At 49.5% G+C, this 25,879-nt stretch carries 29 protein-coding genes and 1 pseudogene; 4 read left to right on the forward strand and 26 right to left on the reverse strand.

Annotated elements, in window-relative coordinates; genetic code table 11:
* Window positions 1-14 precede the first annotated feature (14 nt).
* From KNP86_RS09285 to KNP86_RS09365, 17 genes are all read right to left on the reverse strand, one after another.
* On the reverse strand, window positions 15-1,127 hold the full coding sequence (locus tag KNP86_RS09285) for a M14 family metallopeptidase (protein WP_214753943.1): 1,113 nt from the start codon (window positions 1,125-1,127) through the stop codon (window positions 15-17).
* Between the two features lie 87 nt (window positions 1,128-1,214).
* The gene (locus KNP86_RS09290; RefSeq protein WP_214753945.1) at window positions 1,215-1,616 is read right to left on the reverse strand and encodes a hypothetical protein; all 402 of its coding nucleotides are present in this window, start codon (window positions 1,614-1,616) and stop codon (window positions 1,215-1,217) included.
* A gap of 110 nt (window positions 1,617-1,726) precedes the next feature.
* Complete coding sequence (locus KNP86_RS09295; protein ID WP_214753947.1) at window positions 1,727-2,197, reverse strand: flavodoxin family protein; 471 nt, start codon at window positions 2,195-2,197, stop codon at window positions 1,727-1,729.
* A gap of 75 nt (window positions 2,198-2,272) precedes the next feature.
* Window positions 2,273-3,184: an SWIM zinc finger family protein gene (locus tag KNP86_RS09300; protein ID WP_214753949.1), complete on the reverse strand. Its 912-nt coding sequence runs from the start codon at window positions 3,182-3,184 to the stop codon at window positions 2,273-2,275.
* Window positions 3,181-3,603 carry a hypothetical protein gene (locus KNP86_RS09305; protein ID WP_214753951.1) on the reverse strand — a complete coding sequence of 141 codons (423 nt, stop codon included), beginning with the start codon at window positions 3,601-3,603 and terminating at the stop codon, window positions 3,181-3,183. The genes KNP86_RS09300 and KNP86_RS09305 overlap by 4 nt, the downstream gene beginning before the upstream one ends.
* Complete coding sequence (locus tag KNP86_RS09310; protein WP_214753953.1) at window positions 3,600-4,250, reverse strand: SIMPL domain-containing protein; 651 nt, start codon at window positions 4,248-4,250, stop codon at window positions 3,600-3,602. The genes KNP86_RS09305 and KNP86_RS09310 overlap by 4 nt, the downstream gene beginning before the upstream one ends.
* Before the next feature lie 47 nt (window positions 4,251-4,297).
* Window positions 4,298-5,428, reverse strand: a complete 1,131-nt coding sequence (locus tag KNP86_RS09315; RefSeq protein ID WP_214753955.1) for a Fic family protein — start codon at window positions 5,426-5,428, stop codon at window positions 4,298-4,300.
* A gap of 89 nt (window positions 5,429-5,517) precedes the next feature.
* Window positions 5,518-6,261 (reverse strand): hypothetical protein, encoded by a 744-nt coding sequence (locus tag KNP86_RS09320; RefSeq protein ID WP_214753957.1) that lies wholly within the window; start codon window positions 6,259-6,261, stop codon window positions 5,518-5,520.
* Window positions 6,258-6,803, reverse strand: coding sequence for an RNA polymerase sigma factor (locus KNP86_RS09325; protein WP_214753959.1), 546 nt, complete (start codon window positions 6,801-6,803; stop codon window positions 6,258-6,260). The genes KNP86_RS09320 and KNP86_RS09325 overlap by 4 nt, the downstream gene beginning before the upstream one ends.
* A gap of 57 nt (window positions 6,804-6,860) precedes the next feature.
* Entirely contained in the window at window positions 6,861-7,370 is a 510-nt protein-coding gene (locus KNP86_RS09330) for a HEAT repeat domain-containing protein (protein ID WP_214753962.1), read from the reverse strand.
* Between the two features lie 74 nt (window positions 7,371-7,444).
* Entirely contained in the window at window positions 7,445-10,015 is a 2,571-nt protein-coding gene (locus KNP86_RS09335) for an ABC transporter permease (protein WP_214753964.1), read from the reverse strand.
* Window positions 10,012-10,695 (reverse strand): ABC transporter ATP-binding protein, encoded by a 684-nt coding sequence (locus KNP86_RS09340; RefSeq protein ID WP_214753966.1) that lies wholly within the window; start codon window positions 10,693-10,695, stop codon window positions 10,012-10,014. Before KNP86_RS09340 ends, KNP86_RS09335 begins: the two co-directional genes overlap by 4 nt.
* Window positions 10,696-10,788: 93 nt before the next feature.
* Complete coding sequence (locus KNP86_RS09345; RefSeq protein ID WP_214753968.1) at window positions 10,789-11,793, reverse strand: sensor histidine kinase; 1,005 nt, start codon at window positions 11,791-11,793, stop codon at window positions 10,789-10,791.
* 1 nt (window position 11,794) lies between these two features.
* Window positions 11,795-12,475, reverse strand: coding sequence for a response regulator transcription factor (locus tag KNP86_RS09350; protein ID WP_214753970.1), 681 nt, complete (start codon window positions 12,473-12,475; stop codon window positions 11,795-11,797).
* Window positions 12,476-12,571: 96 nt separating this feature from the next.
* Window positions 12,572-13,063 carry a hypothetical protein gene (locus KNP86_RS09355; protein ID WP_214753972.1) on the reverse strand — a complete coding sequence of 164 codons (492 nt, stop codon included), beginning with the start codon at window positions 13,061-13,063 and terminating at the stop codon, window positions 12,572-12,574.
* A 33-nt stretch (window positions 13,064-13,096) separates the two neighbouring features.
* Entirely contained in the window at window positions 13,097-13,267 is a 171-nt protein-coding gene (locus KNP86_RS09360) for a hypothetical protein (protein ID WP_214753973.1), read from the reverse strand.
* Between the two features lie 116 nt (window positions 13,268-13,383).
* On the reverse strand, window positions 13,384-14,412 hold the full coding sequence (locus tag KNP86_RS09365) for a tRNA dihydrouridine synthase (RefSeq protein WP_214753975.1): 1,029 nt from the start codon (window positions 14,410-14,412) through the stop codon (window positions 13,384-13,386).
* A 117-nt stretch (window positions 14,413-14,529) separates the two neighbouring features.
* Between KNP86_RS09365 and KNP86_RS09370 the strand changes: the two genes are divergently transcribed.
* Window positions 14,530-15,057, forward strand: a complete 528-nt coding sequence (locus KNP86_RS09370) for an AAA family ATPase (protein ID WP_214753977.1) — start codon at window positions 14,530-14,532, stop codon at window positions 15,055-15,057.
* Here the strand turns inward: KNP86_RS09370 and KNP86_RS09375 are convergent.
* Window positions 15,049-15,486, reverse strand: a complete 438-nt coding sequence (locus KNP86_RS09375; RefSeq protein ID WP_214753979.1) for a hypothetical protein — start codon at window positions 15,484-15,486, stop codon at window positions 15,049-15,051. The genes KNP86_RS09370 and KNP86_RS09375 overlap by 9 nt on opposite strands.
* Between KNP86_RS09375 and KNP86_RS09380 the strand changes: the two are divergent.
* Window positions 15,471-15,560, forward strand: a pseudogene (locus KNP86_RS09380) (IS3 family transposase); the annotation flags it as partial. The gene KNP86_RS09375 and the pseudogene KNP86_RS09380 overlap by 16 nt on opposite strands.
* 225 nt (window positions 15,561-15,785) lie before the next feature.
* On the opposite strand, the gene KNP86_RS09385 reads toward KNP86_RS09380, so the two are convergent.
* The 3 genes from KNP86_RS09385 to KNP86_RS09395 all read right to left on the reverse strand — a co-directional run bounded on the left by KNP86_RS09385 (window position 15,786) and on the right by KNP86_RS09395 (window position 18,113).
* Complete coding sequence (locus KNP86_RS09385) at window positions 15,786-16,508, reverse strand: hypothetical protein (RefSeq protein WP_214753981.1); 723 nt, start codon at window positions 16,506-16,508, stop codon at window positions 15,786-15,788.
* Window positions 16,505-16,942 (reverse strand): hypothetical protein, encoded by a 438-nt coding sequence (locus KNP86_RS09390; RefSeq protein ID WP_214753983.1) that lies wholly within the window; start codon window positions 16,940-16,942, stop codon window positions 16,505-16,507. Before KNP86_RS09390 ends, KNP86_RS09385 begins: the two co-directional genes overlap by 4 nt.
* Before the next feature lie 520 nt (window positions 16,943-17,462).
* Entirely contained in the window at window positions 17,463-18,113 is a 651-nt protein-coding gene (locus KNP86_RS09395; RefSeq protein ID WP_214753985.1) for a hypothetical protein, read from the reverse strand.
* Window positions 18,114-18,250: 137 nt separating this feature from the next.
* Between KNP86_RS09395 and KNP86_RS15785 the strand changes: the two genes are divergently transcribed.
* Complete coding sequence (locus KNP86_RS15785; RefSeq protein ID WP_214753987.1) at window positions 18,251-18,895, forward strand: transposase family protein; 645 nt, start codon at window positions 18,251-18,253, stop codon at window positions 18,893-18,895.
* A gap of 372 nt (window positions 18,896-19,267) precedes the next feature.
* Entirely contained in the window at window positions 19,268-19,750 is a 483-nt protein-coding gene (locus KNP86_RS09405) for a transposase (protein WP_214753989.1), read from the forward strand.
* A 340-nt stretch (window positions 19,751-20,090) separates the two neighbouring features.
* Here KNP86_RS09405 and rlmD read toward each other — a convergent pair whose 3' ends face one another.
* The 5 genes from rlmD to gatC form a co-directional block, all read right to left on the reverse strand.
* Complete coding sequence (rlmD, locus tag KNP86_RS09410; RefSeq protein ID WP_214753991.1) at window positions 20,091-21,449, reverse strand: 23S rRNA (uracil(1939)-C(5))-methyltransferase RlmD; 1,359 nt, start codon at window positions 21,447-21,449, stop codon at window positions 20,091-20,093.
* Window positions 21,450-21,545: 96 nt separating this feature from the next.
* Window positions 21,546-22,547 carry a diacylglycerol kinase gene (locus tag KNP86_RS09415; protein ID WP_214753993.1) on the reverse strand — a complete coding sequence of 334 codons (1,002 nt, stop codon included), beginning with the start codon at window positions 22,545-22,547 and terminating at the stop codon, window positions 21,546-21,548.
* Between the two features lie 61 nt (window positions 22,548-22,608).
* Window positions 22,609-24,039, reverse strand: a complete 1,431-nt coding sequence (gene gatB / locus KNP86_RS09420; protein WP_021066489.1) for an Asp-tRNA(Asn)/Glu-tRNA(Gln) amidotransferase subunit GatB — start codon at window positions 24,037-24,039, stop codon at window positions 22,609-22,611.
* Between the two features lie 12 nt (window positions 24,040-24,051).
* Window positions 24,052-25,494: an Asp-tRNA(Asn)/Glu-tRNA(Gln) amidotransferase subunit GatA gene (gatA, locus tag KNP86_RS09425; RefSeq protein WP_214753995.1), complete on the reverse strand. Its 1,443-nt coding sequence runs from the start codon at window positions 25,492-25,494 to the stop codon at window positions 24,052-24,054.
* 11 nt (window positions 25,495-25,505) lie between these two features.
* Window positions 25,506-25,796 carry an Asp-tRNA(Asn)/Glu-tRNA(Gln) amidotransferase subunit GatC gene (gene gatC, locus KNP86_RS09430; protein ID WP_021066487.1) on the reverse strand — a complete coding sequence of 97 codons (291 nt, stop codon included), beginning with the start codon at window positions 25,794-25,796 and terminating at the stop codon, window positions 25,506-25,508.
* Between the last annotated feature and the right edge of the window lie 83 nt (window positions 25,797-25,879).

The raw sequence follows: 25,879 nt of genomic DNA on the forward strand, positions 1-25,879 counted from the left end.
GATGTGGAAACCTATCAACTGTCGCGCCAGAGCGATTCGCCTTTCAAGACATGCTCAATCGCCGCCGCTCCTTCGCGTAATACGGACGTCCGCCACGACTCGTCTTCCGGATAAAACATCGCCATGAACTCTTTTCGAATGCCGTTGCGGGCTTCCGGGTCTTTCGTCCCTTCAAAGTAGAGCCGGTTCTCGAGGATGATCGTCAAGAACTCGCGAATCGTCGCTTTCGTCGACGTCCCGAATGTCCCGAACTCGAACAACGCCGAGACGAGTTGTTTTTCCGGGTGATGTGTGTCGCGCACATAGTAGAAGTGGTTCGTCGAGTCCCCGAGGACGTCGGTCGGGTCATACGTCTGGATGTTCTTCAACCCGTAAGTCCGTTTCAACTCGTCGACGTCACGCCCGTCGCGCTCACTGATGACCATCGTCACTTCGTTCGTCGGACCGAGCGCCGTATGCCAATCCATGTGGACGACGCGGTCATAGCGATCAAGCAGGTCATGTTGAATCTCCTTCAAAAAGATGGCGGACGGCTCATCCGACTCACCGCCATAATAGACGCCTTTCGGGAACTGATATTGTCCCATCCCTTTCGCCTCGGTCATCGCCTCGAAGCCGTCGAGCTTGATACCAGAACCGAGGAACGAGTAAATATGTTCGCGCGATTCATGGTAGTCATCGATGACGCCGTCCGGGACGAACAAGTGCCGCATAACTTCATACTCTTTATTGACGTTACGCGGGAGTGATTCCCGGTCGATGACGTAGTTGCGGTTCAAGTCAACGTTATGTTCATTGACGCGGCGGAAGTGCTTCATCCCCCACGGATTGACCGCATGGATGAGACAGATCCCTGTCGACTCGTGCCGAAGGTTTTCGAGTTGCGTCTCGATGAACTGGTGTGTCACCGCGGCCCCGGCGTATCCTTCGATGCCGTGCTCCCCGATTGTCATGAGAAGCACCGCTTCGCGTGATCCCGCAGGTTCACCGATGATGACATCAATCGTGTCCTCCCCGATCGAGTGGGACATCACGCGGGCCGTCGGATAATAGGGTTTGATGCGGTCGAGCAGGGCGAGAAACTTCTCGCGCGACTCTTCGTATGACGATGAAAAATACTGACTCATAGCGACTCCCTCCATTCTAATCTTCTGTATCCCATTCCCATTCCACGCCAGACTAAAAACGCCTCCCTAAGGAGACGTTTTCTAAATTTAGTGGGCCCCGGCTTTCGTTCCACGGTTTTGACGCCGGAACTCGAACAAGTAGACGAGCGGAGCGAGCAGAACGGCGCCGAACACCCAATACGCGCCCGGGCTCACAAACAACATCTCGAACGCCCGGAAAAACCAGGCGACGAGCGAGAAGCCGACGACGAGTTCGGCCGTCCAAATGACACTACGACGAACAGCAAGCGTAAGCGTGTTCGTTTTTTGGAAGAGGGCCGCGAGAAAGGCGATCAAAAAGGCCGGGAAGCTACTGAGCCAAAGCATCCGGTTCATCGTGGACTCGGCAAAATACGTGTTGCCGAGTGATACCGTGATCACATAATGCGCAACGAGCACCAATAAGACGACAATCCAACCCATGAGGACGTCACGTTCCCATTTTTTCATCATTCTCCCTCCGTTCCACACAATAGAGCTACCCTTATATTTACCCGTTTTGCGAACGCTTCGGACAATTCTGCGTCAAAAAAGACGCGTCCCGTAAGGAACACGTCAGATTATTTGTCCATCAAGTGACGGGCCCATTCGGTCGCCCGCTCGAGCTCTCCGTCTTTAAGTGGTCCTTCTTTATCAAGGACGATGAACGATTCTTTCAGCACCGGCTCCGCTCCTTTTTCGAGCAATAACTGCTCCATCCGGGTCGAGGCGTGACCGAACCATTTGACGATTTTCCCGACGAAAAAGCCTTGATCTTCTTCGGCCATACTCGTATCGAAGGCTGCAGCTCGCGTACCACGCAGTGCATGGTCCGATAAGCCGTCGAGAAACGTCTTCACATCCTCGGTTTCGCGCCCTCCGTGAGTCGGCGAACCAACGATGAACAAATCAAGGTTGGCGAGGTCGCCGTATCCGACGTGGCTGATCTGCATGATGTCGACGCGGTGTAAGTCGCTGAATCCGTCCTTGATGGCATATGCGACTTTTTCGGTACACCCGTACATCGAGTCAAAGATGATGAGGATTTTCATGTTTGTCCCTTCTCTCTCCAAGACTGGGTAACCCCTACATGAATCTGTTCCCCATTTCCATACTTGATTATCAACTTACCAACTTTCTTCTGTTAACACTTTCGTGAACTCGTCCAGGTGCTCCAAATCACTAGCCTCGGCGTGCGTGCTTCTAAACCGATTGATTTGGTCGATGAGAAACGTCTTATCTCCTTCATAGATGGGGACAATCACTTTCAACAATTGAACATGAACGTCATTGTAAACGGCTAGATGCAGTTCATGCCACATCAAAATGAAACGTTGAAAAACCATGTCTCGTTCCGCCTCTGGGATTTCCTCAATGGCTGACACCATCAAATCAGTGACTTCGTCCCGCACAGCGAACAACAAGTGAAGAAATATATCACATCTCATGATTGTCGGAGTGACTGTATCAAGAAATGAAATACTATTGAATAAGCGTGATACAGGATTTTCATCTGACTGAATCACATCTATTTTACGAAACAGATAACGTTTCAAGGTCTTCATTTCTTGTTGATTAATCGTGCCGTTTGAAAACTTTTCGGCAATTTCTCGCTCACAGACTTGAACGAATGTTTCTGGGTTGCTTGATGGCGGTCCGAGGTCGTGTGCCAAACGATGGTGAATATCCGGGTCATGCGCTAGCTTTATCATCACATCGATGAGGTCGGCTTTCTTCAGCTTACCGAGTTCTTTTGCTAAATCAAATGGTGCCCCCGGTGTAAGCCGATCGCGTAACCAATAATAAACTGCGACTTCATGTTTACACGTTCCTTGATTATAGGGGCAATCGCATGACGATTGAATCATCCACTCGTTCGCACATGTAACCCCCACTCGATAAACGCTACTGCCATATACATCAAACCAGTACGTATTTCGAGTTTGTGACACTAATTTGAGGTTCCCACTCATATAATAACCGTAGCCACGGTCCTCGATTCGCCGTGATACATATCTTTCAAACTCAAATAAATTCATCTTGTCCCCCTAAATCGATACATAACAAAAAATACGAGGCCGAGTCCGACGAATCCATATGCCACCTTATCCAAATGGTCACGCATGCTGAACGGGGCGTCATGCCGATATTCGGCCCGCTTCCACCCAGACCCATCCTCGACCGCGAGCACGTCCTCCGTCGCTTCCCCGTTCACTTTTCGATAGGTCGTCCCGACCGGATACATGTTCGAGGCGTCCCCATAATAGCTGCCATCCATATCGTCGGCCATCGTCTTGACCTCGCCGACGACTTCTCCCAAGTCAGCCTCCAATACCGCGACGTCCATCACTTCATACACCCGTCCATCCAACACGACGAACGCATACGCCCAAGATAAGGCTTGGGCTGACATTGAAACCGATAGGAACAGCAGCACCAATCCGATGATACGCCTCATCGAATCGCCCACACGAACGTCGCCGAGTCACTCAAGTCAATCTCATCCGGCTCGAGTTCTGGCATTGCCGCCTCCGAGAAGAGAACCTCGTCATGGAGCGTGAGACGCGTCGGCGAATAAAGATGAAGCTCGCCCCACGTGTAATCGATTTGAAGCAAGTCACCGAGCGTCGCCCCGGCCCCTTTCGCCAACAGTTCGGCCCGATGACGCGCGTTCGCCGCCGCGCTCGCGAGCAGTTCGTCTTGGATTGTGTCCGCATCCTTGATCGTAAACGAGATGGACAGCTTCGGCTCGGCTAGCGAGTTGCTGACATGTTCGATGACCGCTGACAATTGTTTCGTATCGAGCGAAAATTCGAGTTTCGTCTTCTGCTGACAGACGTAACCCCGGAAACGAGACTTGTAGTTACCTTGTTTGTCGCGGTAGCTCTCATAGTCGGTGTCAATCGAGAAGTCGGTCGTCTTTAAATCCGTTTTCGCGAAGCCAGCCTGCTCAATCGCTTTTTGCAGACGTGTGACGGCGAGTGCCGCCCCGTTCATCGTCTCCTCATAGCGGACGGCTCTTGACGACAAATCCATTCTCACGACAATCAAATCAGGCTTGGCCGATACTTTCCCTGTGCCTTTGACAGTGATGGTGCGGTCCATATGATTTCCTCCTTCATTGTTGGCGATTTAAAAACGGCACACTGCTTTTAGTTCACGAAAATGCGCAATAACGCATAATTTCGATATTTACGATTTCTCCGCTCTGTGTTCGAAGCGTATAAAAGTTCTTTTTCCACAAGTTGATGAAGTGCTTTTCGAACCGTGTTCGGTGAATAGCCTGTCATTTCGACACCTTTCGCCACCGTCAAGATTGGTTGTTCAAAGCTCGTAATCCATAGTTTACGTTCCGCTTCGTTTTCAATTAGCTGTTCACCTTCTGACAGCAAGCGATTGGCTTTATTCAATTGATCCAACAACTTTGTCGCCATTCGTTCTGAAGCATCAACGAAAAACAGTAACCATTTCCCCCAATCCGACTGGTCTCCACGAACACCGTTGAGCAAATCGTAGTAGCGGGCTTTTTCTTTCTCAAGTTCTTCACTCACAAAAAAGATGGGGTGCGTAATCACTTTTTGCTGCAGGAGGTAAAGCACAATTAGAATCCGCCCTAAACGCCCGTTCCCGTCCAAAAATGGATGGATGGATTCAAATTGAGCATGCATAATTCCTGTTTTAAGAAGTGGAGCCGCTTGTTCATTAATGACATATCCGTCTGACTTTAAGTGGTTCTGCGGTAGCAATCGTCCGTAAGAATCAGTATTGATAAATTTTTCTAAGTTCTCCATGTATTCGTTAATCAAATGAGCCTCTACCGGAATATAAGAAGCATCTTCTAATCGATTCGTCGGCCCGATAAAATGTTGAATTTTACGGAACTCACCGGCTGAACTGACTTCGCCTCGACTTCCTTTCATCAAAATCTCATGTAACTGCTTGATCAATCGCGTCGTCACCGGATAACCATTTTCGACAGATTCATACCCAAACTGCAAGGCCCTCATATAGTTCTGAATTTCGATAACATCGGAATCGTCACTTTTCTTCAGCGAAGACTCCATCATATCCGTGAACGTCACCTGTGATCCTTCGATTTTCGTTGATTCAACGGATTCTTGAAGCGATAAGAGTTGCATTAATTGCTTACTTGCTTTCGAATGCGTCAATTCACCATCGAGTTTTCCAAGTAGCGTATTCACATGCGCCAGACGTTCAAGTAATTTGATGGCTTGTGTGATTTCTATTTTGACAGGTAATTTGGTTAATCCTTGTATCGCCATGACACTCATCCTTTAAGTCATATTTATTATAATATTGACTTAATAATAATCTATCAGCTTTTAAAAATCAAATATACATGAAATGTGACTTATTTAAATTTAGTCATCATGAACTCCTCTATGTCATCAAGTGTTTCAGCGCCACGTAGCGACGGATAGGCATCTCGACTGAAGACGAGTCCTTCGTCCGTGTTCAAGAACATGTACCGCTCACCGTCCGGAAATCCGTAATCACTCACATCCATCACTTGAAGCGTGGCTTCGTTTTGTGACCAGATGTGTGACGCATCGTATGGGATCGGCATAAAAATCCCTTCCATCCCAAGGCGAAGTTCAGAGATGACGTCCGCATCCGACTGAAGCACTTCAGAACCGACACCGGCAACGGTAAGTACTTTCATCTCACTCCCAGGCTCAACCTCACCCCGATAGACGTCTGTCACGCTAATCGTCACAATCGACTGATATTCCGCTTGTCCGTTGAAGTCGAGCTCGATGTGGTCAATCTGTTGCACGACGCCCCGTACCACCGCAGGTTCCCATTTCGAGAACAGCTCGTCTTCACTCATCTCGGCAAGGTTTGCCGATGACATCCCGACGTCGATGTCCCCTTCATCGATATAAGCGACCGACATATTGCTCGAGCTGTCCGACAGCGGAATCAATTCTTTAAAACTGTCCCATGTCACGACAAAGAGTGTGACAGCGGCTGCTGCGATGAGACCGCCCATCCAACGCCAATGTCTTCGTTTCTTTACCTCGACTTCCATCGATTCCTCGACGAAACGATCATCGACGTCCCCCATCAAACGTGTAAGTCGATCTCCATTCATAGCGCCACCCCTTCCGCTTCGAGCGCTTGCTTCAAGTCATTACGGGTCCGCAGCAGCACCATCTTGACCTTGCTCTCACTCACCTGGTGCATCTTCGCGATGTCTTTGATCGATTGAAAGTAAAAGTAACGTCCCATGAAAATCTGCCGGGTCTCTTGCGATAACTGGGCCAAAAAGTCGTTCAACAACTCGACGACTTCTGAATCGGTCGCGACGGAGGAGGCGAGACAGTGCTCGAGCTCACTGACAATGAGCGGGACTTGCCCCGCTCCACGCTTCTTGGCGTTCGCCTTCTCATACTTATGGAGCGAGACGTTACGAACAAGCTTCGCCAAATAGGCGGCGAGTCGTGCTGGACGTGTCGGCGGAATCGCTTGCCACGCCTTCATGTACGTATCATTGACGCACTCGTCCGCGTCCTCTCGGCTATTCAAAATATTATAGGAAATCGTATGACAATAGCCGCCGTACTTTTGGGCCGTCGCCTCAATCGCCCGTTCGGAACGTTGCCAATACAAATCGATAATCGCTTGATCGTCCAATCGAATCCCCCTCTCGATGTACTTACATCTTTATGGACCGGAAATGAAGTCCATCGGTCACAACTTCTGTAAAAGTTTTTTGGAGCGGCTCTTCACGGCCGGACTCCCTGTCTCGAGCTGCGACTCGAGCAATGCTTTCAGCTCGTCACGGAATCGCGGATGCACGGCGCTCAAGTCGAACATCGCCTGTAGGGAGTTGACGATGACGATGTTGCTCGTCTCCGTGGCAATCCAATCGGTGAGCACATGAACGATGTCGGCCGCCTCGTCTTCCGTCCACGTCAGCCGTGGCATCACTTGCGCCAAGTGCCACCTCACTTCTTGTTGAGTGGCACGATGTAACTGTTGGAATAAGGACGCTTGATGCGCTTGAAGCAGCTTTGGATGACGGCGTGTCACTTTCTCCATCGCGTCTGCGCTCCGCATCCGAACGACGGGACGGTCATCGGTCAAGCCGGTCATCAATTCGCTGAATCGGTCCGGGTCGTTCCCGACGTAGGCGACGACCGCATCGACATGGCCAATCGAGCGCAAATCCCCACCACTCAATACTTCTCGGATGTCCATTCTCCCACCTCTTTCTTCTCTCTCATTTTACAGAAAAAGGGACTCAGTAGACACTGAATCCCTTTGCATGCATATTAGTTATTCTCTTGCTTCAACCGGTCGATGATATTATCCGACTTCACTTTCGAAATCGCGTACAGCATCGAAGAACCAACGATGAGGAAGATTACGACCGTGACGAACAAGATATCGCCCCACGGCAACGTGAACGCTGCTTCGAACGTGTTGATTTGCGCTCGGTAAATGAGGTACATGATGAGAATACTGATCGGCACTCCATACGCCAATGCTTTCATGCCGTAGAAGATGCTCTCATAGTACACCATCTTGTTGAACCCTTTCGGTGTCATCCCGACCGACCGTAGCATCGCGAATTCGCGGCGTCGGAGTGAGACGCTCGTCGAGATTGTGTTGAAGATGTTCGCCACCGAGATGAGCGAGATCAAGACGATGAATCCATAGACGAAAATCGATAACAGCAACAAGACCTGCTCTTGTTGTTCACGCTGCTCCGACACGTTGAAGATGTATTGGTCCATATTTTGTTCCGCCTCAATCACTTGTTGCGTCGCCTCAGGATTACTCGTGTTCAAGGCGATTGATGGACTTGATTGTTTCATCAATTGACCAATCGCATCCTCTTCAAACGTCCCTTCCCGAACGATCACATCAAGCCATCCAAGTGAGCTCGTCATCACACCGGTCGGGGGGACGTCGGTCATGGCGCCGATTTTGATTGTTTTGAGCGGTGCCGTCTCGTCCGTTGCGTTCTCGTCCCGGAGTTCAAGCGTATCGCCGATTTCGGTCTCAATCGTCTTCGAGTTCACAAATTTCTTCTTGTCGACGTCTTGATACGAAATTTCATCAATCAAGACGGCACCCGGCATCTCCCCGTCTTCAAAATTGCTGGCGGATGCCCCGATCTGCTTCAAGTACGCATCGAAACTTTCATCATCTAATTGATAAAGAGAAACGTAGTACACAAATTTCCCATCGACGAACGTGGACACCAAGTCTTCATTCTCGGTGACCGCGCTCGGTAACCGCGCTTCGTCAACCACCGTCTGGACGGTCGTGTTCTCGAAGTACGTCCCGCTCGTCACATGGTCCAACGTCTCATAGCGACGTAAGTCATCTTTACTGAGATGCGACCCGTTCACGAGAATGTCGAACTCGTACGTGCCTTGTGACATCTCGAGTGACTGTTCGAGTCGATCCGTGAAGTAACTGACGACTAAAAACAGCACGATACTGATGACGAGCGAGAACACCGTCGCCAAATACCGTTTCCGGTTGCGTTTTGTGTTTTTCAGCCCAATCTCCGCTTCCAATCCGAAGATCCGTCGCACGAGTTTCGAGGTCTTCACGTTCTTCGACGTCAGTCGCACGTCCTGGGTCTGACGAATCGCGTCAATCGCAGAAATCTTTGATGCGCGGCGAGCCGGCAGATAACACGAGATGAAAATCGTCACGCTCGAAATGAGCACCGTCAACAGGAGCGTGATTGGTGTGACGACGACTTCAAACTTCTCCGTCACGTTGAGCGCCTTCTCCGCAAAGGCATTGATGAACAGGAACGTGACCCCGATTCCGGCCACCCCGGCAATGATACCGATTGGGATGCTGATTCCTCCGATAATCAATCCTTCAAAGAAGACCGAATTTCGTTTTTGCCGTTTCGTCGCCCCGACACTCGCGAGCATCCCGAGGTAGCGTGAGCGCTCAGATACGCTGATGGCAAAGGCATTATAGATGAGCGAAATCGAGCCGATGACGATGACCGCCATGATGATGCCACCGAACCCGTACAGCGTCTTGCGCAAGCCGTCATCATCGGTCACCCCATAATAGCGAAGCAACGACGCGTTATAGGCAATTCCTTCAATTTTCTGTTCGCGCATCAGTTGTTTCGTATCTTCATAAATCGAACCGTTCACGTCGTTCAAGGCGACGAACGTATCGACGGTCGCACCGTTCAACGCTTTGTCGTCAATGTATCCGACGACCGTATACCCCGGCGACCAAGTCGGCTCCCAGGCCGGGCGCGTCATTGTGCCGACGACGGTCAACGTTACCGTATCTTCGACCTTCAACTGTTCAAGCATTGTCTCCCCTTCGCGGATCAATCCATCGTTTTGGGTCAACACCCGACCGGACGACTCGTCCACGCGCTCACCGACATCAAGCGTCAATTGATCACCGATGTTGTACGTGACTTGCGCATTTTGACGGATGGCCTCGGAAATGACGACTTCGCCTTCTTTGTTCGGCAAACGCCCGTCCGTCAATTCGATGGGAAAGTTTTTCAGCCCCGACGTGTTATAGTTCCGGACGTATAAGTAAGGTTTATACGCATTCTGCGATTCCTTTAATTCCGCATAGCCGTCACTTGATAGGATGACGTCCTTCGTCGATGCATCATTCCGGATCGCCTCGACCTGCTCCTCATTCGTGTTGATGTATTGGACGTGCCATTCCCCATTGTCCGCGATGTCTTGACGGATCATCAAGTCCAGGAACGACGAACCCAGTGTCGTCACGGCCGTGATCATCGCCACCGAGATGATGACCCCGATGATAGTGACGAGCGAGCGCCGCTTGTTCTCGCGCAAGTGGCGAAGCGTCATTTTATTGATGATGTTCATGAGCGGACGACCTCGTTCTTCGCAATCTTCCCATCCTCAATCGAGATGATGCGGTCGGCCTGCAAGGCGATTCGTTCGTCATGCGTGATGATGATCAGCGTCTGATTGAACTTCTTGTTGAACAGTTTCAGGAGGCTCATGATCTCTTCACTGTTTTGACTGTCTAAGTTCCCCGTTGGCTCATCGGCCAAGATGATGGCCGGGTTGCTGATGAGCGCCCGACCGATGGAGACCCGTTGTTGCTGCCCGCCAGACAGTTGGTTCGGCAGATGCGTCAACCGGTTCGATAGCCCGAGGATGCCGATGATGCGCTCCAAATGGGCGGCGTCGACTTTTTGTTCGTCCAACAACATCGGCAACGTAATGTTCTCCTCAACCGTCAAAATCGGAATCAAGTTGTAAAACTGATAAATCAAACCGATTTGACGGCGACGGAAGATGGCGAGCTGCGTCTCGTCCAATTTATAAATATCCGTGTTGTCGATCAACACGTGTCCACTCGTCGGGACATCGACGCCGCCGAGCAAATGTAACAACGTCGACTTTCCCGAGCCCGACGGTCCGACGATACAGACGAACTCACCTTTTTTCACGGTGAACGACACGTCATCGAGCGCCCGGACTTCCATCTCGTCTTTCCCGTATACTTTTGATAAATTTTGCACTTCTAATATATTCATGGTTGCACCCTCCAGTACTTGATCTACTTTGAGTGTACCGAGCGAGTGTGACACGTCCGTGACTCGAAAGTGACTGTTTCGTCACTTAAGCGATTAGACGATTGCTTTGTAGAATCGAATTTGAAACGCAGCCCCAGCTCCGCGTTCACTGCGGACGGTCAGTTCACCTTGCTGGCTCGTGATGATGCTGTGAGCCATGGCGAGCCCGATGCCGACGCTGTCGTCACTCGCATTCATACCCTTATAAAAACGTTGGAAAATATACGGGATGTCTTGCTTGGCGATGCCATTCCCCGTATCGCGAATGACGATTTCCGTATACAGTGTGTTCTCACTGTAATCGATGAACAGCTCGCCTTGTTCCGGTGTATGCTCGACGCAATTCTTTAAGATGTTGATGAGCGCCTCGGTCGTCCACTTTAAATCGCCTTCGAACGTGACGTCGCCCTCACCCGCGATTTGGAGCCGTTGCATTTTAATATCGATCGGCACGAGCATCGGTTCCGTCACGGCTTGAACGAGCACGGGGACGGACACCGGTTCCTGTTTGAACTGAATCGTCCCGGCATCGATTTTAGACAGCTTGAGCAGTGACGAGACGAGCCACTCCATCCGCTCGAGCTGCACCTGCACGTTATGCGTGAACTCTTGACGCTTGTCATCTGACAGCCGTGGGTCACTGAGCAAGTCCGCCATGACGGTCATCGAGGTAAGCGGGGTCTTCAACTGATGGGAAATGTCGGAGATAGCATCCGTCAGCTTCTGCTTGTCCTCTTCGAGATGCGTCCCTTGCTCGGACAGCATCTTCGTCACTTTATAGATTTGGCTCTTCAATAGACTAAGCTCGCCTTCACGATTGTCGCGGACATCGAGTTTATAGTTACCGTTGCTGATTTCTTGCAGGTAGCTCGACAGCTGATCGATCTCCCGATAGCGCCACGCCGTGAACCGATATGTCACGATCAAGAACGCAACCGACAAAAGGAGGACGAGAATGACGGCCTCCATCGATAGGAACAAAGCTGCGACGATAGAAGCCACCCCAATCAGCAGCAACAGACTGACTAAATAGATACGGATTTCTCGATTGCGCAACATGTCAGCGTTCCACCTTATAGCCAATCCCGCGAACCGTCTTAATCAACGTCGGCCGTTGCGGGTCATCTTCGAGTTTCTCGCGTAATCGTTTGATGTAGACGGTCAACGTATTGTCATTCACAAAGTCCCCGCCCATGTCCCAAATCTGGTCGAGCAGCTGGGCCCGTGACAACACTTGGCCCGTATGTTTCCCGAAGATGAGCAGTAAACGATACTCGAGCGCTGTCAACAGGATCTCGCTTCCATCTTTTTTGACTTTCGCGTCTTGCGTGTTGATTTCGACCGACCCGATTGTCAAAACGGGCGAGCTGACCTGTTTATGGTAGCGGCGCAACACCGAATGAATCCGCGAGATAAGCTCACGGACCCGGAACGGTTTCGTGATGTAGTCGTCCGCTCCCATATCGAGTCCCATGACGACGTTCACTTCATCATCGAACGCCGTCAAAAAAATGACGGGCGTATCCTGTTGTTGCTTCACGAGCCGACACAAGTCATAGCCGCTCCCGTCCGGCAACGACAAGTCGAACAGACACAGGTCGATCGTATGTAACTGTTGTTCAATCAAACGTGTCGCGTCGGTCGCATTCTGGCACAACGTCGTCGTGAATTGTTCTTGTTCGAGCGAATATTGGAGACCGGAGGCGATTGTCCGGTCGTCTTCAACGATTAAAATGTGCATCTGATTCCCTCCTGACTCTTCTCTTCATAATATAGCAGTCTTTTTCAAGTGAGGAGACAAAACAAAAAACCGAACGAGACATCTCGTTCGGTCAGGTTATGCTTTTGTCACGCGAAGGCATTCCGGCCGATCGAACCCATCTGTACCTAAAAAACTTAGCGCATCAATCGTTAACGCATCGAGCGTGATCGATTGAACGTTTGGTGCTGTCTGTTCATCGACCCACACTTTCCAAATCTCGACTTCCTCCGCCGTCTTCAAGTGGTCGGTTATATACTCGATGAGCTGTTCGGCTCTCACATCGGAATAGCGCCAACGCAACTCAACGACGTGCGGTTTTATGGAATACGCCTCGACGTTCTCCACGTCATAGTACAAGTCTCGCTTGATCTCAATGTCGTCGAGCTGCTCTTCCGACTCGACGTTCATCAAAATCTTTTCGTCACGATCGAGGTCCTCGTCGTCTGTGAGCATCTCAGGCAAGATGACGCCTTTTTTGATGGCCTCGTTGATCGATAAGAACTCGATATATGGATTTTCGACTTCTTTCAGTGGTCGATCGCTCGTTATAAATTGAAATTCACTCATGTAAAAACCTCCTGATCTTTGATATCCTGCTCGTTATCGCTTCATCGCACGAATGGAAATGAGGAGTCCAATCCAATATCCAATGATTGAACCGATGACAATACCATACATGGACGGAAAATCGAGTAAGACAGAGATGAGTAGTCCGCCCGCCGTTCCAAACGCAAGGCCAAGACCGACCGCTGATTCACGCCATTCGTTCATGTTTACCCTCCCCTTCCACCCACTTCATACGAAGCAGCCCGTCCAAACGTTTCATCGCCCATCTACTATTTTTCATATAAAAAAGGGACCCAGTATACACTGAATCCCGGTAAAACTTATTCAACTGTCGACGCTGCCTCGGCAAGCGCAGCTTCTTCTTTATGATAGTTCTCGACGAACGCATCAAGGTGCGCCCGCACTTCGTCTGTCGATTTCGTGTCCATCAGTTTCACACGGAGGTCGCTCGCCCCACGGAATCCTTTCACGTAAATCTTGAAGAAGCGGTGCAAGTTTGAAATCGAACGCGGCACTTCTTCTTGGAACTTATCTTGCAAATCGAGTTGGAGACGAAGCAAGTCGAGGTACTCTTCCATCGAGTGCTCACGCGGCTCTTTCTCGAACGCGAACGGGTTCTTGAAAATCCCGCGGCCGATCATGACGCCGTCGACGCCATATTTCTCGACGAGTTCTAACCCCATTTGACGGTCGAGGATATCGCCGTTGATCGTGATGAGCGTATCCGGTGCGATCTCGTCACGCAGTTTGACGATATCCGGAATCATCTCCCAGTGCGCATCGACTTTACTCATCTCGTTGCGTGTGCGCAAGTGAATCGACAAGTTGGCGATGTCTTGCTTCAAGAGATGCGTCAACCAGTCGCGCCACTCATCGAGTTTCGCGAAACCGAGACGCGTCTTGACGCTGACCGGGATGCCGCCGGCTTTCGCCGCTTGGATGAGTTCCGCTGCGACGTTAGGACGGAGGATGAGCCCGCTCCCTTTCCCGCGCTTCGCCACGTTCGGCACCGGGCAACCCATGTTGATGTCGAGGCCTTTATAGCCCATCTTGGCCATGCCGATGCTCATCTCGCGGAAGTAGTCCGGATTGTCACCCCAAATGTGGGCGACCATCGGCTGCTCGTCTTCGGTGAACGTCAAGCGTCCACGCAGGCTGCCTTTCCCTTCCGGATGACAGTAGCTGTCCGAGTTGGCGAACTCGGTGAAGAACACGTCCGGTCGGCCGGCATGGGCGACGACGTGGCGGAAGACGACATCGGTCACGTCTTCCATCGGGGCAAGTATAAAGAATGGACGCGGAAGGTCGCGCCAGAAGTTTTCGTTCATCGTAAAATCAGTTCCTTTCATCCATACAGTCCAACAAAATCACTCATCTATTCTATTATGTCTGTCGGATTGTATCAACTGTTTCACCACACCGTTCGATATAATAAAGGAACAATGACAATGAAATGAGGAGTAGGAATGATAATATGGATTAACGGTGCATTCGGTTCGGGTAAAACAACATGTGCCAAGATACTCGAAAAACAGTTGCCAAACGCGTTTCTGTATGACTCCGAACAGGCCGGCTTTTTCATTCGGGACCAATTACCGAAGAGCCTCCAACAGCCTGATTTTCAGCATCATCCGGAATGGCGTGAGTTCAACTATCAGATGTTGTTGAAGATTGCCACATCCTTTGATGGGGTCATCCTTGTTCCGATGACACTGGTGAACGCAACGTATTTAGATGAGATTATAGGTCGTCTGCAACGGGACGGCATCGATGTACGACATCTAATCCTCGAAGCAAATCGACAGACTCTTGTAAAACGCTTGAATAAACGATTCGAATGGTTCAACTCCTGGGGGAAATCTCAAATCGACCGCTGCCAATTCGCATTCGAATCTGAAATCCATGCAGAAAAAATTATAACGGATTATCAATCAAAACAAGACGTCGCGAGAGCAGTCGCTCAGCATGTAGGACTTAGGCTTTCTTCAAAGTGATTCAGATTCATATATTTCTTCCACGGGTTCGTCTTCCCATTGGATGACGAGGTCGCTTGCATGGGAGAGATTCAACTCCACCGTCTCACATGTCGTATCGGTCAACCACATGCAGCGGAATAACAGCTGGCGATAACCATACAACTCATCGACAATCTCGAAACGTCCACGTTTTACAAAGTGGCTCAACTGTTCAATCGGACCCACAGTATAAGTCGATTCATCAAATCGTGTAAGTGAAGAAGAATCTCGATCTACGTTCGAAATCGTGACGATGGCACGTACTCTCCAAACCGCTTCATTCTTGAACAAATCACGGATTCCATCTGCAAATACGAGACGTATCGTCGAACCCATCACGGTCGCTTCCGTGATGACAGCGTCATGTAAGGAAATCGGGACGCTTCGGTTTCGAATCGTATATATCATTCTACAACCATGATTGTTTTCAGAAACGACTAAACGGCTTGAGCCCTGTCGAATATAGGGCTCAAGCCGCCTAGGCTAGTTTTCATTATTTGCCCTGTCTACTTGACGGGGAGCAGTTCAGAATCAATCGAAGGCATGATAAATTGATCTTATTCTACTTTCTTCATCACGCAAGTCTCTACATGCGAAGTCACATTAGTTTTATACAAATTATCAAATCAAAGTTCACAAAAGGTTTAATTGACTGCCTCCCCCAGTTCTTGATTAAATATAGTCTATTTATTAGATTAATCAAACTATCAGTTTTCCAAATACTGAATATATTCCTCGTACCATCCTGTATCCCAACCTAGTTCTTCACATAAAGCATAAAGCTCTTCCTCATCATTTATTGAATTTTCCGTTATAATATCATGTGTACTTTTGTTGACTACATGTCCATTAAAAATATTATCCATCAAGTTGGGATATACGCTACAGCTTCTAATATGAGAAAACTCGCTTGTTTTTTCAATTAATGGTTTATTTGTTAATTCATCGTATTTTATGTTAAATTTCTTAATACGCGCCTTTTTAAGTTTTTTTACACAATTTTTTATACTTTCATAGTACTCTGCTCTCAACAATTTTGCAGTGTCTGAATCTCTTATTGCTGAATACATATGATAAGAATATCTTAAATTCTTTTCCTTACCTGTCCCACCAGCATTTTGTAATCTTGAATCTATAAAAGGAATTATTGCGAATCCTCTAATATAAGTAACCCCACCATCTTTAAACTTATTCGATTTTTCTATTTGTTGAACATAATACTTAGCATTATCTTTTGTTGTCCGTAATATCGAATGTAGATGTGTGTCTACAATCCATAAATTACCCCCTTTATCAACTACACAGGAATTATCCCACGCGTCTTTAATTTCTTTTACAACTCTTTTATTTTCTATATACTCGTCATTTGGCGAAATATACTCAATATCTTTAGCAAATGAATGTATAGGGTTTAAATAGTTGCCGCTCATTTAATCATCTCCTTATACATTTCATTTAACTCAGCCGTCGCTTTTCCCGCTTGAGGATGCATACAAACATCAGGATGTATTACTTTTAAAATCTCATTTCTCCATTTATCAGAAACCTGCTTCTTGCTATAATGAATTCTATTAACCCCAAGTTTTTTTAATCTCTGTTTTCCATCCATCTCAAGAAGTATATAGATATATTTTTCAGCATTACCTTTAAAATATAAATCATCATAAAAGCTGTCTTTCAGCTCGTTACCTGAAATAGAATTAAACAGATTCTTCAAACTTTGAATACTACTAAACAAATCTTCCCAACTTCTTGTTTTCACCTTAATATTATCACCCAAAATATTATTCACTTGCTTTCTTACATCAATTATATTTCCAAATGTTTTAAGTTCATCTACAGATTTCACATTAAATATTTTCACAATAATCGCTCCCTAACTTTTATTTTAATCACCTTGAAATAGTTATGTCCCTGTTATAAAATCATCTTATTTTAACAATAGAAAATTAAAATACCCATTTTTTTATAATCGAATTTTTTATAACCGAATCAAAATTATCCTTATATTTTGACTTGTCATATAAATCACTGTCAGTGGAATATAGAACTCTCTTATGTGTACTGTTTTTCTTACTTGAATATCACTCTAAATTAAGAACGCATATATCTTAAATAACTTCTTTATGTTCCTCTAACATCTTGAATACTTCACCACTATATATACCATCAAATTCGCAATGACGATTTTCCAACGATGTTTAAAAATGCGCGATATCCGTTCTTACCAATACTTATGTTATACCAATTTTTTCTGATTTTCTCGAACCAATATCTTTATTTATTCCCATCTCTTCACAATAACTCACAAAGCTGGCCCAAAACTCTATTTGTAATTCTGAAATTGAAGCTGGACCTTCACTAATTTCACAAGAATGCGTCGATCATTCATTGGATGCTTCGTATATATATACTCTTAAGTCTTCTAATTCTTCGAACTTATTGATCGCGACTGCATTTCCTTTCATCAGTTCCATGGCTCGCTCGTCAAACGTCTGTATTTTCTCAGAAACGATAGCAAAATCACCACAATGCAAATGAGCAACTACATCCGGTAGTTCCAAATCATCATAAATTTTTCTGTCCTCTTTATAGATGCGAAGGCTTGAATGGTACGTTTCATCAAAAGAAGTGGAAAGCATCAAAGACACTTCATTCTGTATTTTTGTCGCAGCTGCGAACATAGCGATTTCATTTTTCTTGTTGCATGCTGAACGTACTTTATTTGTATATGCAAAAACTCCAGGATAATAACCCTTGAATACCTCTTGAAACGGTTCTCTTTCCCCGAGTCGTTTTTGTTCGGCCAACAATAATTCCCTCATCTCTTCCTTTAGCCTCAGCGCAGTTTCTTCAATTTCATGCAAATTCTCAGAAGTTGATATTATTGTCCAAATCGATTCCAATAGTTTTTCAGGTCTAATTTCAAAGGATTGAAGTTTTTCGTCGTTCGCCCACCACACTCGGTTGAAGTAGGTTTGATTTATGAGAGCCAGACAATCTACGGATATATCAATAAACTCTAATACGGCCATCCTGATCGAAGTGACATCGTTCTCTTACATTCTCAACGAGTACTTCTGTCAACAGCGGTTTAAAATTGGTTCTTGCTCACTTTTGATGAAGCCCGTCTTCGGGAATTAGTTCACTAAAAGGATTGAAGGGATCAATCATGTTAAACGAGTTTCTTCCAGAACTAGAAGTGGTCGAGGTGAACCGTCGTGATGAAACATATCAGTTCATTTGTCATGGAAAAAAGTCGTGCGCACCCTGTCCCCATTGCACTAAAAGCTCACATCGTGTCCATAGCCGATACATCAGGACATTGTACGATGAGCGTGTGTTCGGATTTGATGTGCAGCTACGGATTCAGGCAAGACGTTTCTTTTGCGACGAACCAAGCTGTCCCTCAAGCATCTTTACGGAGAGATTTCCTTCCCTGTGTCGACCACACTCCCGCAGAACAGTCCGTTTAGAACGTGGGCTACTGAGGCTCTTAAGTGGAATGAGTGCGATCGGGCTGGAACGTATCTTGAACAATATCAGCGATAGTACGCTACTCCGACTGTTGAAACGCTCACAACATCATCGGAAAACGCCTGACCCTCGCGTGGTCGGCATTGATGATTGGGCCTGGAGAAAACGAAAAAAGTACGGGACAATCATCTGTGATCTAGAGACACGACGCCCGATCGCCTTACTTCCTTCTCGGGATGTCAAAACCGTCTGTGCTTGGATTCGTTCGCATCCCACCATCCAGGTGGTGGCACGTGACGGGTCCATGGAGTTTCGGGAGGCCATCCGTTTGGCCGATTAGACGATTCAACAGGTGAGTGACCGATGGCACTTGTTTCATAACTTAGGAAAGAAAATTGAAGACATCTTGAAGCGACGTCTTCCATATAGCGAAAAAATCCTTCTCGAACCGGATGGCCTTAACGCCGAACGTGAACTGACAGACGCTGAAAGAAGAAAATGGACGCTTATTCTCGCAGTACAACAGGATGCGAGACAGGGTGTTCCGATTTCCGAGTTGATTAGACGTCACCATATCGACCCAAAGACGTGCCGTAGATACCTACAGATGACAGAGCCACCAAGAATCAGTCGGTCACATCGACGACACAGCGCAGACATCTACAAGGGAGACATCGTCAGATGGATCCGTCAAGGTAGGACGACCGAATGGATGTACCGGACGTTGAAACGGAAAGGATATCTCCGTGGAATCAGTACGTTTCGACCTTATGTGGCAAGATTGAAAAAAGCAGTCCCACACGAGATTAACATCAATCGACGAATCATCCAGAAAGTCCTCTGGGAGGACGAGCCTTCTAACAAACCACTTCTCATAAAGATACTGGACATCCATCCTTTCTTGAAGGTATTGAACGAGCTCGTCCGTTCGTTCAAAAATCTTTTCAGCGAAGCGACGTCTGAACAAGATATCTTATGGTGGTGTGAACAGGCGCAAAGGGCGAACGAAGCCCCACTAGCCTCTTTCGCAACCTATATACGAGGGGACATCGACGCTATCCGGCTCGGGATGACGCTGCCCTGGTCGAACGGCATGGTCGAGGGACAGGTCAACCGACTGAAGACGATCAAACGCCAGATGTATGGTCGGGCGGGATTGGAGCTGTTGCGCATCAAAATATTGAATGTCACTTGAGGCTCGTTGTTCTACTGAAATATAAATCGATGTCTACATAACCACAGGGATGAGGCGTTTCACCAAAAGTGAGGAAGAACCATTTTAACAGCGTTGATTACATACTTCTGCAACTTTAAAAACGTCAACCACTTATATTCACCCCTTTTCAACCATTGAAATCAGATTCATTTTGTAACATTATGGATTATCATCTATAAATAATGGTGAATTAAGGATAAGTAAAACGCAAGGTGAAAATCTTTGCGTTTCTTGTTCCTCGTACAAATTTGCACAAAAATAAATTCCCCCAAACTACCTGTTTGGGGGAACATACAACACGCTTCAATATATACTTTTTCTACTCTTTCTCCATCCACGCCACCGTCTCCACATGCGCCGTATGCGGGAACATGTCGACCGGTGTGACTTCGACAAGTCGGTAGCCGCGGTCGGCGAGATAACGCATATCGCGCGCTTGCGTCGCGACGTTACACGACACGTAAACGATCCGCTTCGGTGCCATCTCGACCATCGTCTCGAGGAACGACTCGGCACAGCCTTTACGCGGCGGGTCGACGACGATGACGTCTGGATTGATGCCATCCTGCTTCCACTTTGGCAACACATCTTCTGCCGCTCCACACGCGTATGTCACGTTGTCGATTTCGTTGACGAGCGCGTTCTGTTTCGCGTCCTCAATCGCTTCCGGTACGACTTCGACGCCGTATACGTGCGCCGCTTTCCGGGCAAGGAACAGACTGATCGTCCCGATGCCGCAATAGGCGTCGACGACTTGCTCGGTCCCGGTGAGTTGCGCGTATTCAAGCGCCTTGCCGTACAGCTTCTCCGTCTGGACCGGGTTGACTTGGAAGAACGAGTGCGGGGAAATCGTGAACGTCAGTCCACCGATTTTATCCTCAATCGTCTCATGGCCATATAACAATTTGTTCGTCGACCCTAAGATGACGTTCGTCTTGTCCGGGTTGACGTTTTGCATGATCGACGTCACGTCCGGGAGACGCTTCAAGATGTCGGCGACAATCTCGTTGACGCCTTTGATTTTCGTCGTCTTCGTGATGAGGACGATCATCAATTCACCCGAATGGTAGCCGTAACGGGCCATGACGTGGCGGATGACGCCGCGCCCTGTCTTCTCATCGTACGCCGGGACACCATGGGCCGCGAGCACGTCACGGACGACTTGGACGGCCTCATCGTTGCGCTCGTCTTGGATGAGGCATTCCTTCATCTCGACGATATCGTGCGAACGTGGACGATAGAAACCGGCGACGAGGCGACCGGCCTCGTCTTTGAACGGCACTTGCGCCTTGTTGCGGTAACGCCATGGTTCCGGCATGCCGATCGTCTCGTGGACAGGCACATCGAATTGGCCAAGTCGCTTCAACGCATCGACGACACGGTCCCGTTTTTGACGGAGCTGGCCGTCGTAGCTGAAGTGTTGGAGCTGACAGCCCCCGCACTGATAGAAAATCGGGCACGGTGGCTCGACGCGGTCCGCACTCGCTTGTTTCACATCGATCAAGCGGGCGAATCCGTACTGTTTATTCGTCTTCGTCACGACGATCTCCACGGTCTCCCCCGGAAGTGCGTTCGGGACGAACAACGTATAACCGTCGACCCGTGCCACGCCCGCGCCTTCGTGCGTGAGGTCGTGGATGTGGACGTCGAGACGGTCATTTTTTTGGACTGGTAACATGAGTCTCTCCTTTCCCGATTCAAAAAATAGTGTGTATTGGTTCATACCCGTTCCAAGCGAACGAAAAGCTCGGCGTGTGCGCCACGCCGAGCCGACTCATTCTGCTTTCTCGTTTGACACGTTGAACAGCTGTTTGATCATCTGTTCGCGTTCATACTGGGCGTTCAAGTCTTCCATCTCACGGATGCGCGCGTTCGGCGCGAGCACCGTCAAGTGACGGAACAAGTTCCGCATCTCGCCTGTGCATTCGCCGCCGTACTCGCCGTCGATGTTGAGACTCATCGGTTCCGTCGTCGTCTTCATCTTGACGCGTCCCGTCTTGACGTGCTCGACGAGCGGACTCGACAAATGTTCGCCACGGAGCAGCAAGCGGACGACGTGGATGAACTCGAACAAGTTACACTTGCGCAAGATGAACAAGTCAAACAGTCCGTCGTTCAATGACGCGTGCGGTGAGATTTTCTCAAAGCCACCGACCGAGTTCGAGTTCGACGTGAGGAAAATCATGACCTCGCCGCTGAACGTGCCCTCGTCGTGTTCGAGCTCGATATACGTCGGCTTGATGAGTGGAAGCTTTTCCATCCCTTTGACGTAATAGGCGAGCTGGCCGAGCGCCGTCTTCAGTTTCGAAGGGACCTCATACGACAGCTCCGTCATGATGCCTCCGCCGGCGATATTGATGAAGTAATGGATGTCGCCTTTCTCCCCTTCAATCTCACCGAGGTCGACCGGCATCTCGAACCCGTCACAGATGACGTCGAGGGCGCCGACAACGTTGAGCGGGATTCGCATCGCCCGGGCGAAGTCGTTCGTCGTTCCGACCGGGATGAGTCCGATCGTCGGACGCGTGTCGAGCGGAGCGAGTCCCGAGATGACCTCGTTCAGCGTCCCGTCCCCACCGGCCGCGATAATCAAGTCGAACTCGGCCTCTGCGGCCCGAACGGCCTCGAGCGTCGCGTCGCCGATCGCTTTCGTCGCGTACGTCGACGTCTCATAACCCGCATCCTCGAGGCGGTTCAAAATGTACGGGAGTTCCCGTTTGATCACTTCTTTTCCAGATGTCGGGTTATAGATGACCCGTGCGCGTTTTCGTTGCATAATGTTCTCTCCCCATGCTCAAGTCGAGCGAAAAGCGAGACACAAGTGCCTCGCCGCTTGTTTAGCGTTTGGCGATCTCTTCGTGGAACAAGCCATCGAGGAGTGCCGGGTTCGCCATCCCTTTCGTCTGCTTCATGATCTGCCCGATGATAAAGCCTTTAGCACGGTCTTTCCCGTTCTTAAAGTCTTCAATCATCTGCGGATGCGCTTCGAACAAGTCGAGGATGTAGCCGCGGAGCAAGTTCTCGTCCGAGATTTGGGCGAGACCGTTCGCTTCGACGTACGCCTTCGGCTCGGCGCCTTCTTCGATCATGGCTGTGAACACGCGTTTGGCGATCTTCGAAGAAATTGTACCTTCTCCAATCAAACGAATCAACTCCGCAAGCGAGCTCGGCGTCAATTTCATCGTCTCGATTGTATCGTCCGATTTGTTCAAGTGACCGAGCACTTCGCCCATGAGCCAGTTCGCGGCCGCTTTCGGTTCGGCACCGGCCGCAGTCGTCGCTTCGAAGAAGTCCGAGAACTCCCGCGTCGACGTGAGCGCCTTGGCGTCATAAGCCGACAAGCCGTAGTTGTTCATATAACGTTCGCGACGTGCGACCGGAAGTTCCGGAAGCGTGGCGCGGATGCGTTCTTTCCATTCCTCATCGATCTCGAGACGGACGAGGTCCGGCTCTGGGAAGTAACGGTAATCGGCCGCCCCTTCTTTGACACGCATGAGGATCGTCTTCTTCGCCGCTTCGTCAAAACGGAGCGTCTCTTGACGCATGACGCCGCCTGTGATGAGCAGTTTGCGGTGACGGTCTTCCTCATACTCGAGCGCCTTCAAGACGTTCGAGAACGAGTTCAAGTTCTTGAGCTCCGTCTTCGTGCCGAACGGCTCTTGACCGAACGGACGGACCGAGATGTTACAGTCGCAACGAAGCGACCCTTCTTCCATCTTGACGTCCGAGACGCCCGCGAACGAGAGCACTTCTTTCAAGCGCTCGAGGTAGGCAACAGCATCTTTCGGTGAGCGCATGTCTGCCTCACTGACGATCTCGATGAGGGGTGACCCGGTCCGGTTGAAGTCGACGACCGAATGTTTCTCGCCCGTGTGGTTCATCTTCCCGGCATCTTCCTCGAGATGGACGCGTTCGATGCGGAACCGCTTCATCTCACCGTCGACTTCGACATCGACGTGACCGTTGAAGCCGATCGGCTGGTCGAACTGCGAGATTTGATACGCTTTCGGCGTATCTGGATAGAAGTAGTTCTTGCGGTCGAATTTCGTATCGGTCGCGATTTCGCAGTTGAGTGCCATCGCGGCCTTAATGGCGAGATTGACCGCCTCTTCGTTCAATTTAGGCAAGACGCCCGGGTGTCCGAGACAAATCGGACACGTCTGTGTATTCGTTTCGGCACCGTATGTGCGCGAGCAGCCACACCAAATCTTCGACTTCGTGCTCAGCTCGGCGTGCACCTCGATCCCGATGATCGTTTCAAAGTTCATCGTACGTCCTCCTTAGAGCTGTGGCATCTTGAAACCGCCGTTTGCTTGTTCAAAAGCATGGGCCACGCGGTAGAGTGTTGGTTCACTGAAATGGTTCCCGATGATCTGTAAACCGACCGGGAGACCTTCTGACAAGCCAGCCGGTACCGAGATGGCCGGGATGCCCGCCAAGTTGACCGGAATCGTCATAATATCGTTGGCATACATCGTGAGCGGATCTTCGAGCTGGTCACCGAGTTTGAACGCGACCGTCGGCGCAGTCGGTCCGATAATTGCATCGTAGTCGGCGAATACGTTCGCGAAGTCTTGCTTCATGAGCGTGCGGACCTGTTGCGATTTTTTGTAGAACGCATCGTAATAACCCGAGCTGAGTGCGTACGTCCCAAGCATGATGCGGCGTTTCACTTCTTCCCCGAAACCTTGTTCGCGCGAGTACGTGAACACTTCTTCGAGCGCATCGGCCTCGGCGCGGCGCCCGTAACGGATGCCGTCAAACCGGGCGAGGTTCGAAGACGCTTCCGATGACGCGAGCAAGTAGTACGTCGGGAGCGCATATTTCACCGTCGGGAGCGAGACCGTCTCGACCGTCGCACCGAGCGACTTGAGCGTCTCGACCGCTTCTTCAATCTGTTTACGGACACCTTCTGACACGCCTTCGGCCATGAACTCTTTTGGAAGTGCGAGCTTCATACCTTTGATATCGCCGTGAAGTGATTTCGTGTAATCCGGTACGTCGACCGTCGCTGACGTCGAGTCCATGTCGCAATGACCGGCAATCGCGTTCAACAAGTAGGCGTTATCTTCGACCGTACGAGTGAGCGGACCGATTTGGTCGAGCGACGAGGCGAATGCGACGAGACCGTAACGTGAGACGAGACCGTACGTCGGTTTCATCCCGACGACGCCACAATAGGCCGCCGGTTGACGAATCGAGCCACCCGTATCCGAGCCGAGGCTGAACAAAACTTGACCGGCCGCGACCGTTGCCGCTGAACCGCCTGACGAACCGCCTGGTACGCGGTCTGTGTCCCACGGGTTGCGGACGACTTTGAACGCCGAGTTCTCGTTCGATGAACCCATCGCGAACTCGTCCATGTTGAGTTTCCCGATTGTGACGGCACCGGCATCATGGAGACGCTCGACGACCGTCGCGTCATGGGCCGGGACAAAGTTCTCGAGGAACTTCGAGGCACACGTCGTGCGTGTCCCTTTCGTGACGATGTTGTCTTTGACGCCGATCGGCAAACCGAAGAGCGGGTTGTCCGAGGTCTTGGCGAGCTCGTCCATCCGTTTCGCCTGTTCGAACGCGTCTTCGTTGAGCGTCAAGAAGGCACCGATTTTCTCGTCGGTCGCCTCGATGCGGTCAAATGATTCTTTGACGAGGTCGGATACCGTGACTTCGCCTTCTTTTATAAGCGTATGCAGCTTGGCTACACCGTGATCAAATAAACTCATGAAGGGCCTCCTTATTCAAAGACCGCTGGGACACGGACTTGGCCGTTCTCCCAATCAGGTGCCATCCGTTCGACTTCCTCGCGTGGAAGTGAAGGACGAACCTCGTCTTTGCGTAGTACGTTTTTCAAATCTAGGGCATGGGTCGTCGGGATGACGCCCGTCGTATCGAGTTCATCGAGTTGCTCGGCGAACTCGAGGATTTTTGTCAATTGCTCCGTGAAGTGCGTCACTTCATCTTCTGTGATCGCAAGTCGGGCGAGTCCGGCGACGTGCCGAACTTCAGCTTCTGTGATTCGAGCCAAAGGTTCCACCTCCAACAGTTTTCAATACATCGTCCATTATCATACCACTTTTTTATAAGACAAAAAAGAAAATCCCATCTCGC

Source organism: Exiguobacterium sp. s16, assembly GCF_018618115.1.
Lineage (GTDB): Bacteria > Bacillota > Bacilli > Exiguobacteriales > Exiguobacteriaceae > Exiguobacterium > Exiguobacterium mexicanum_A.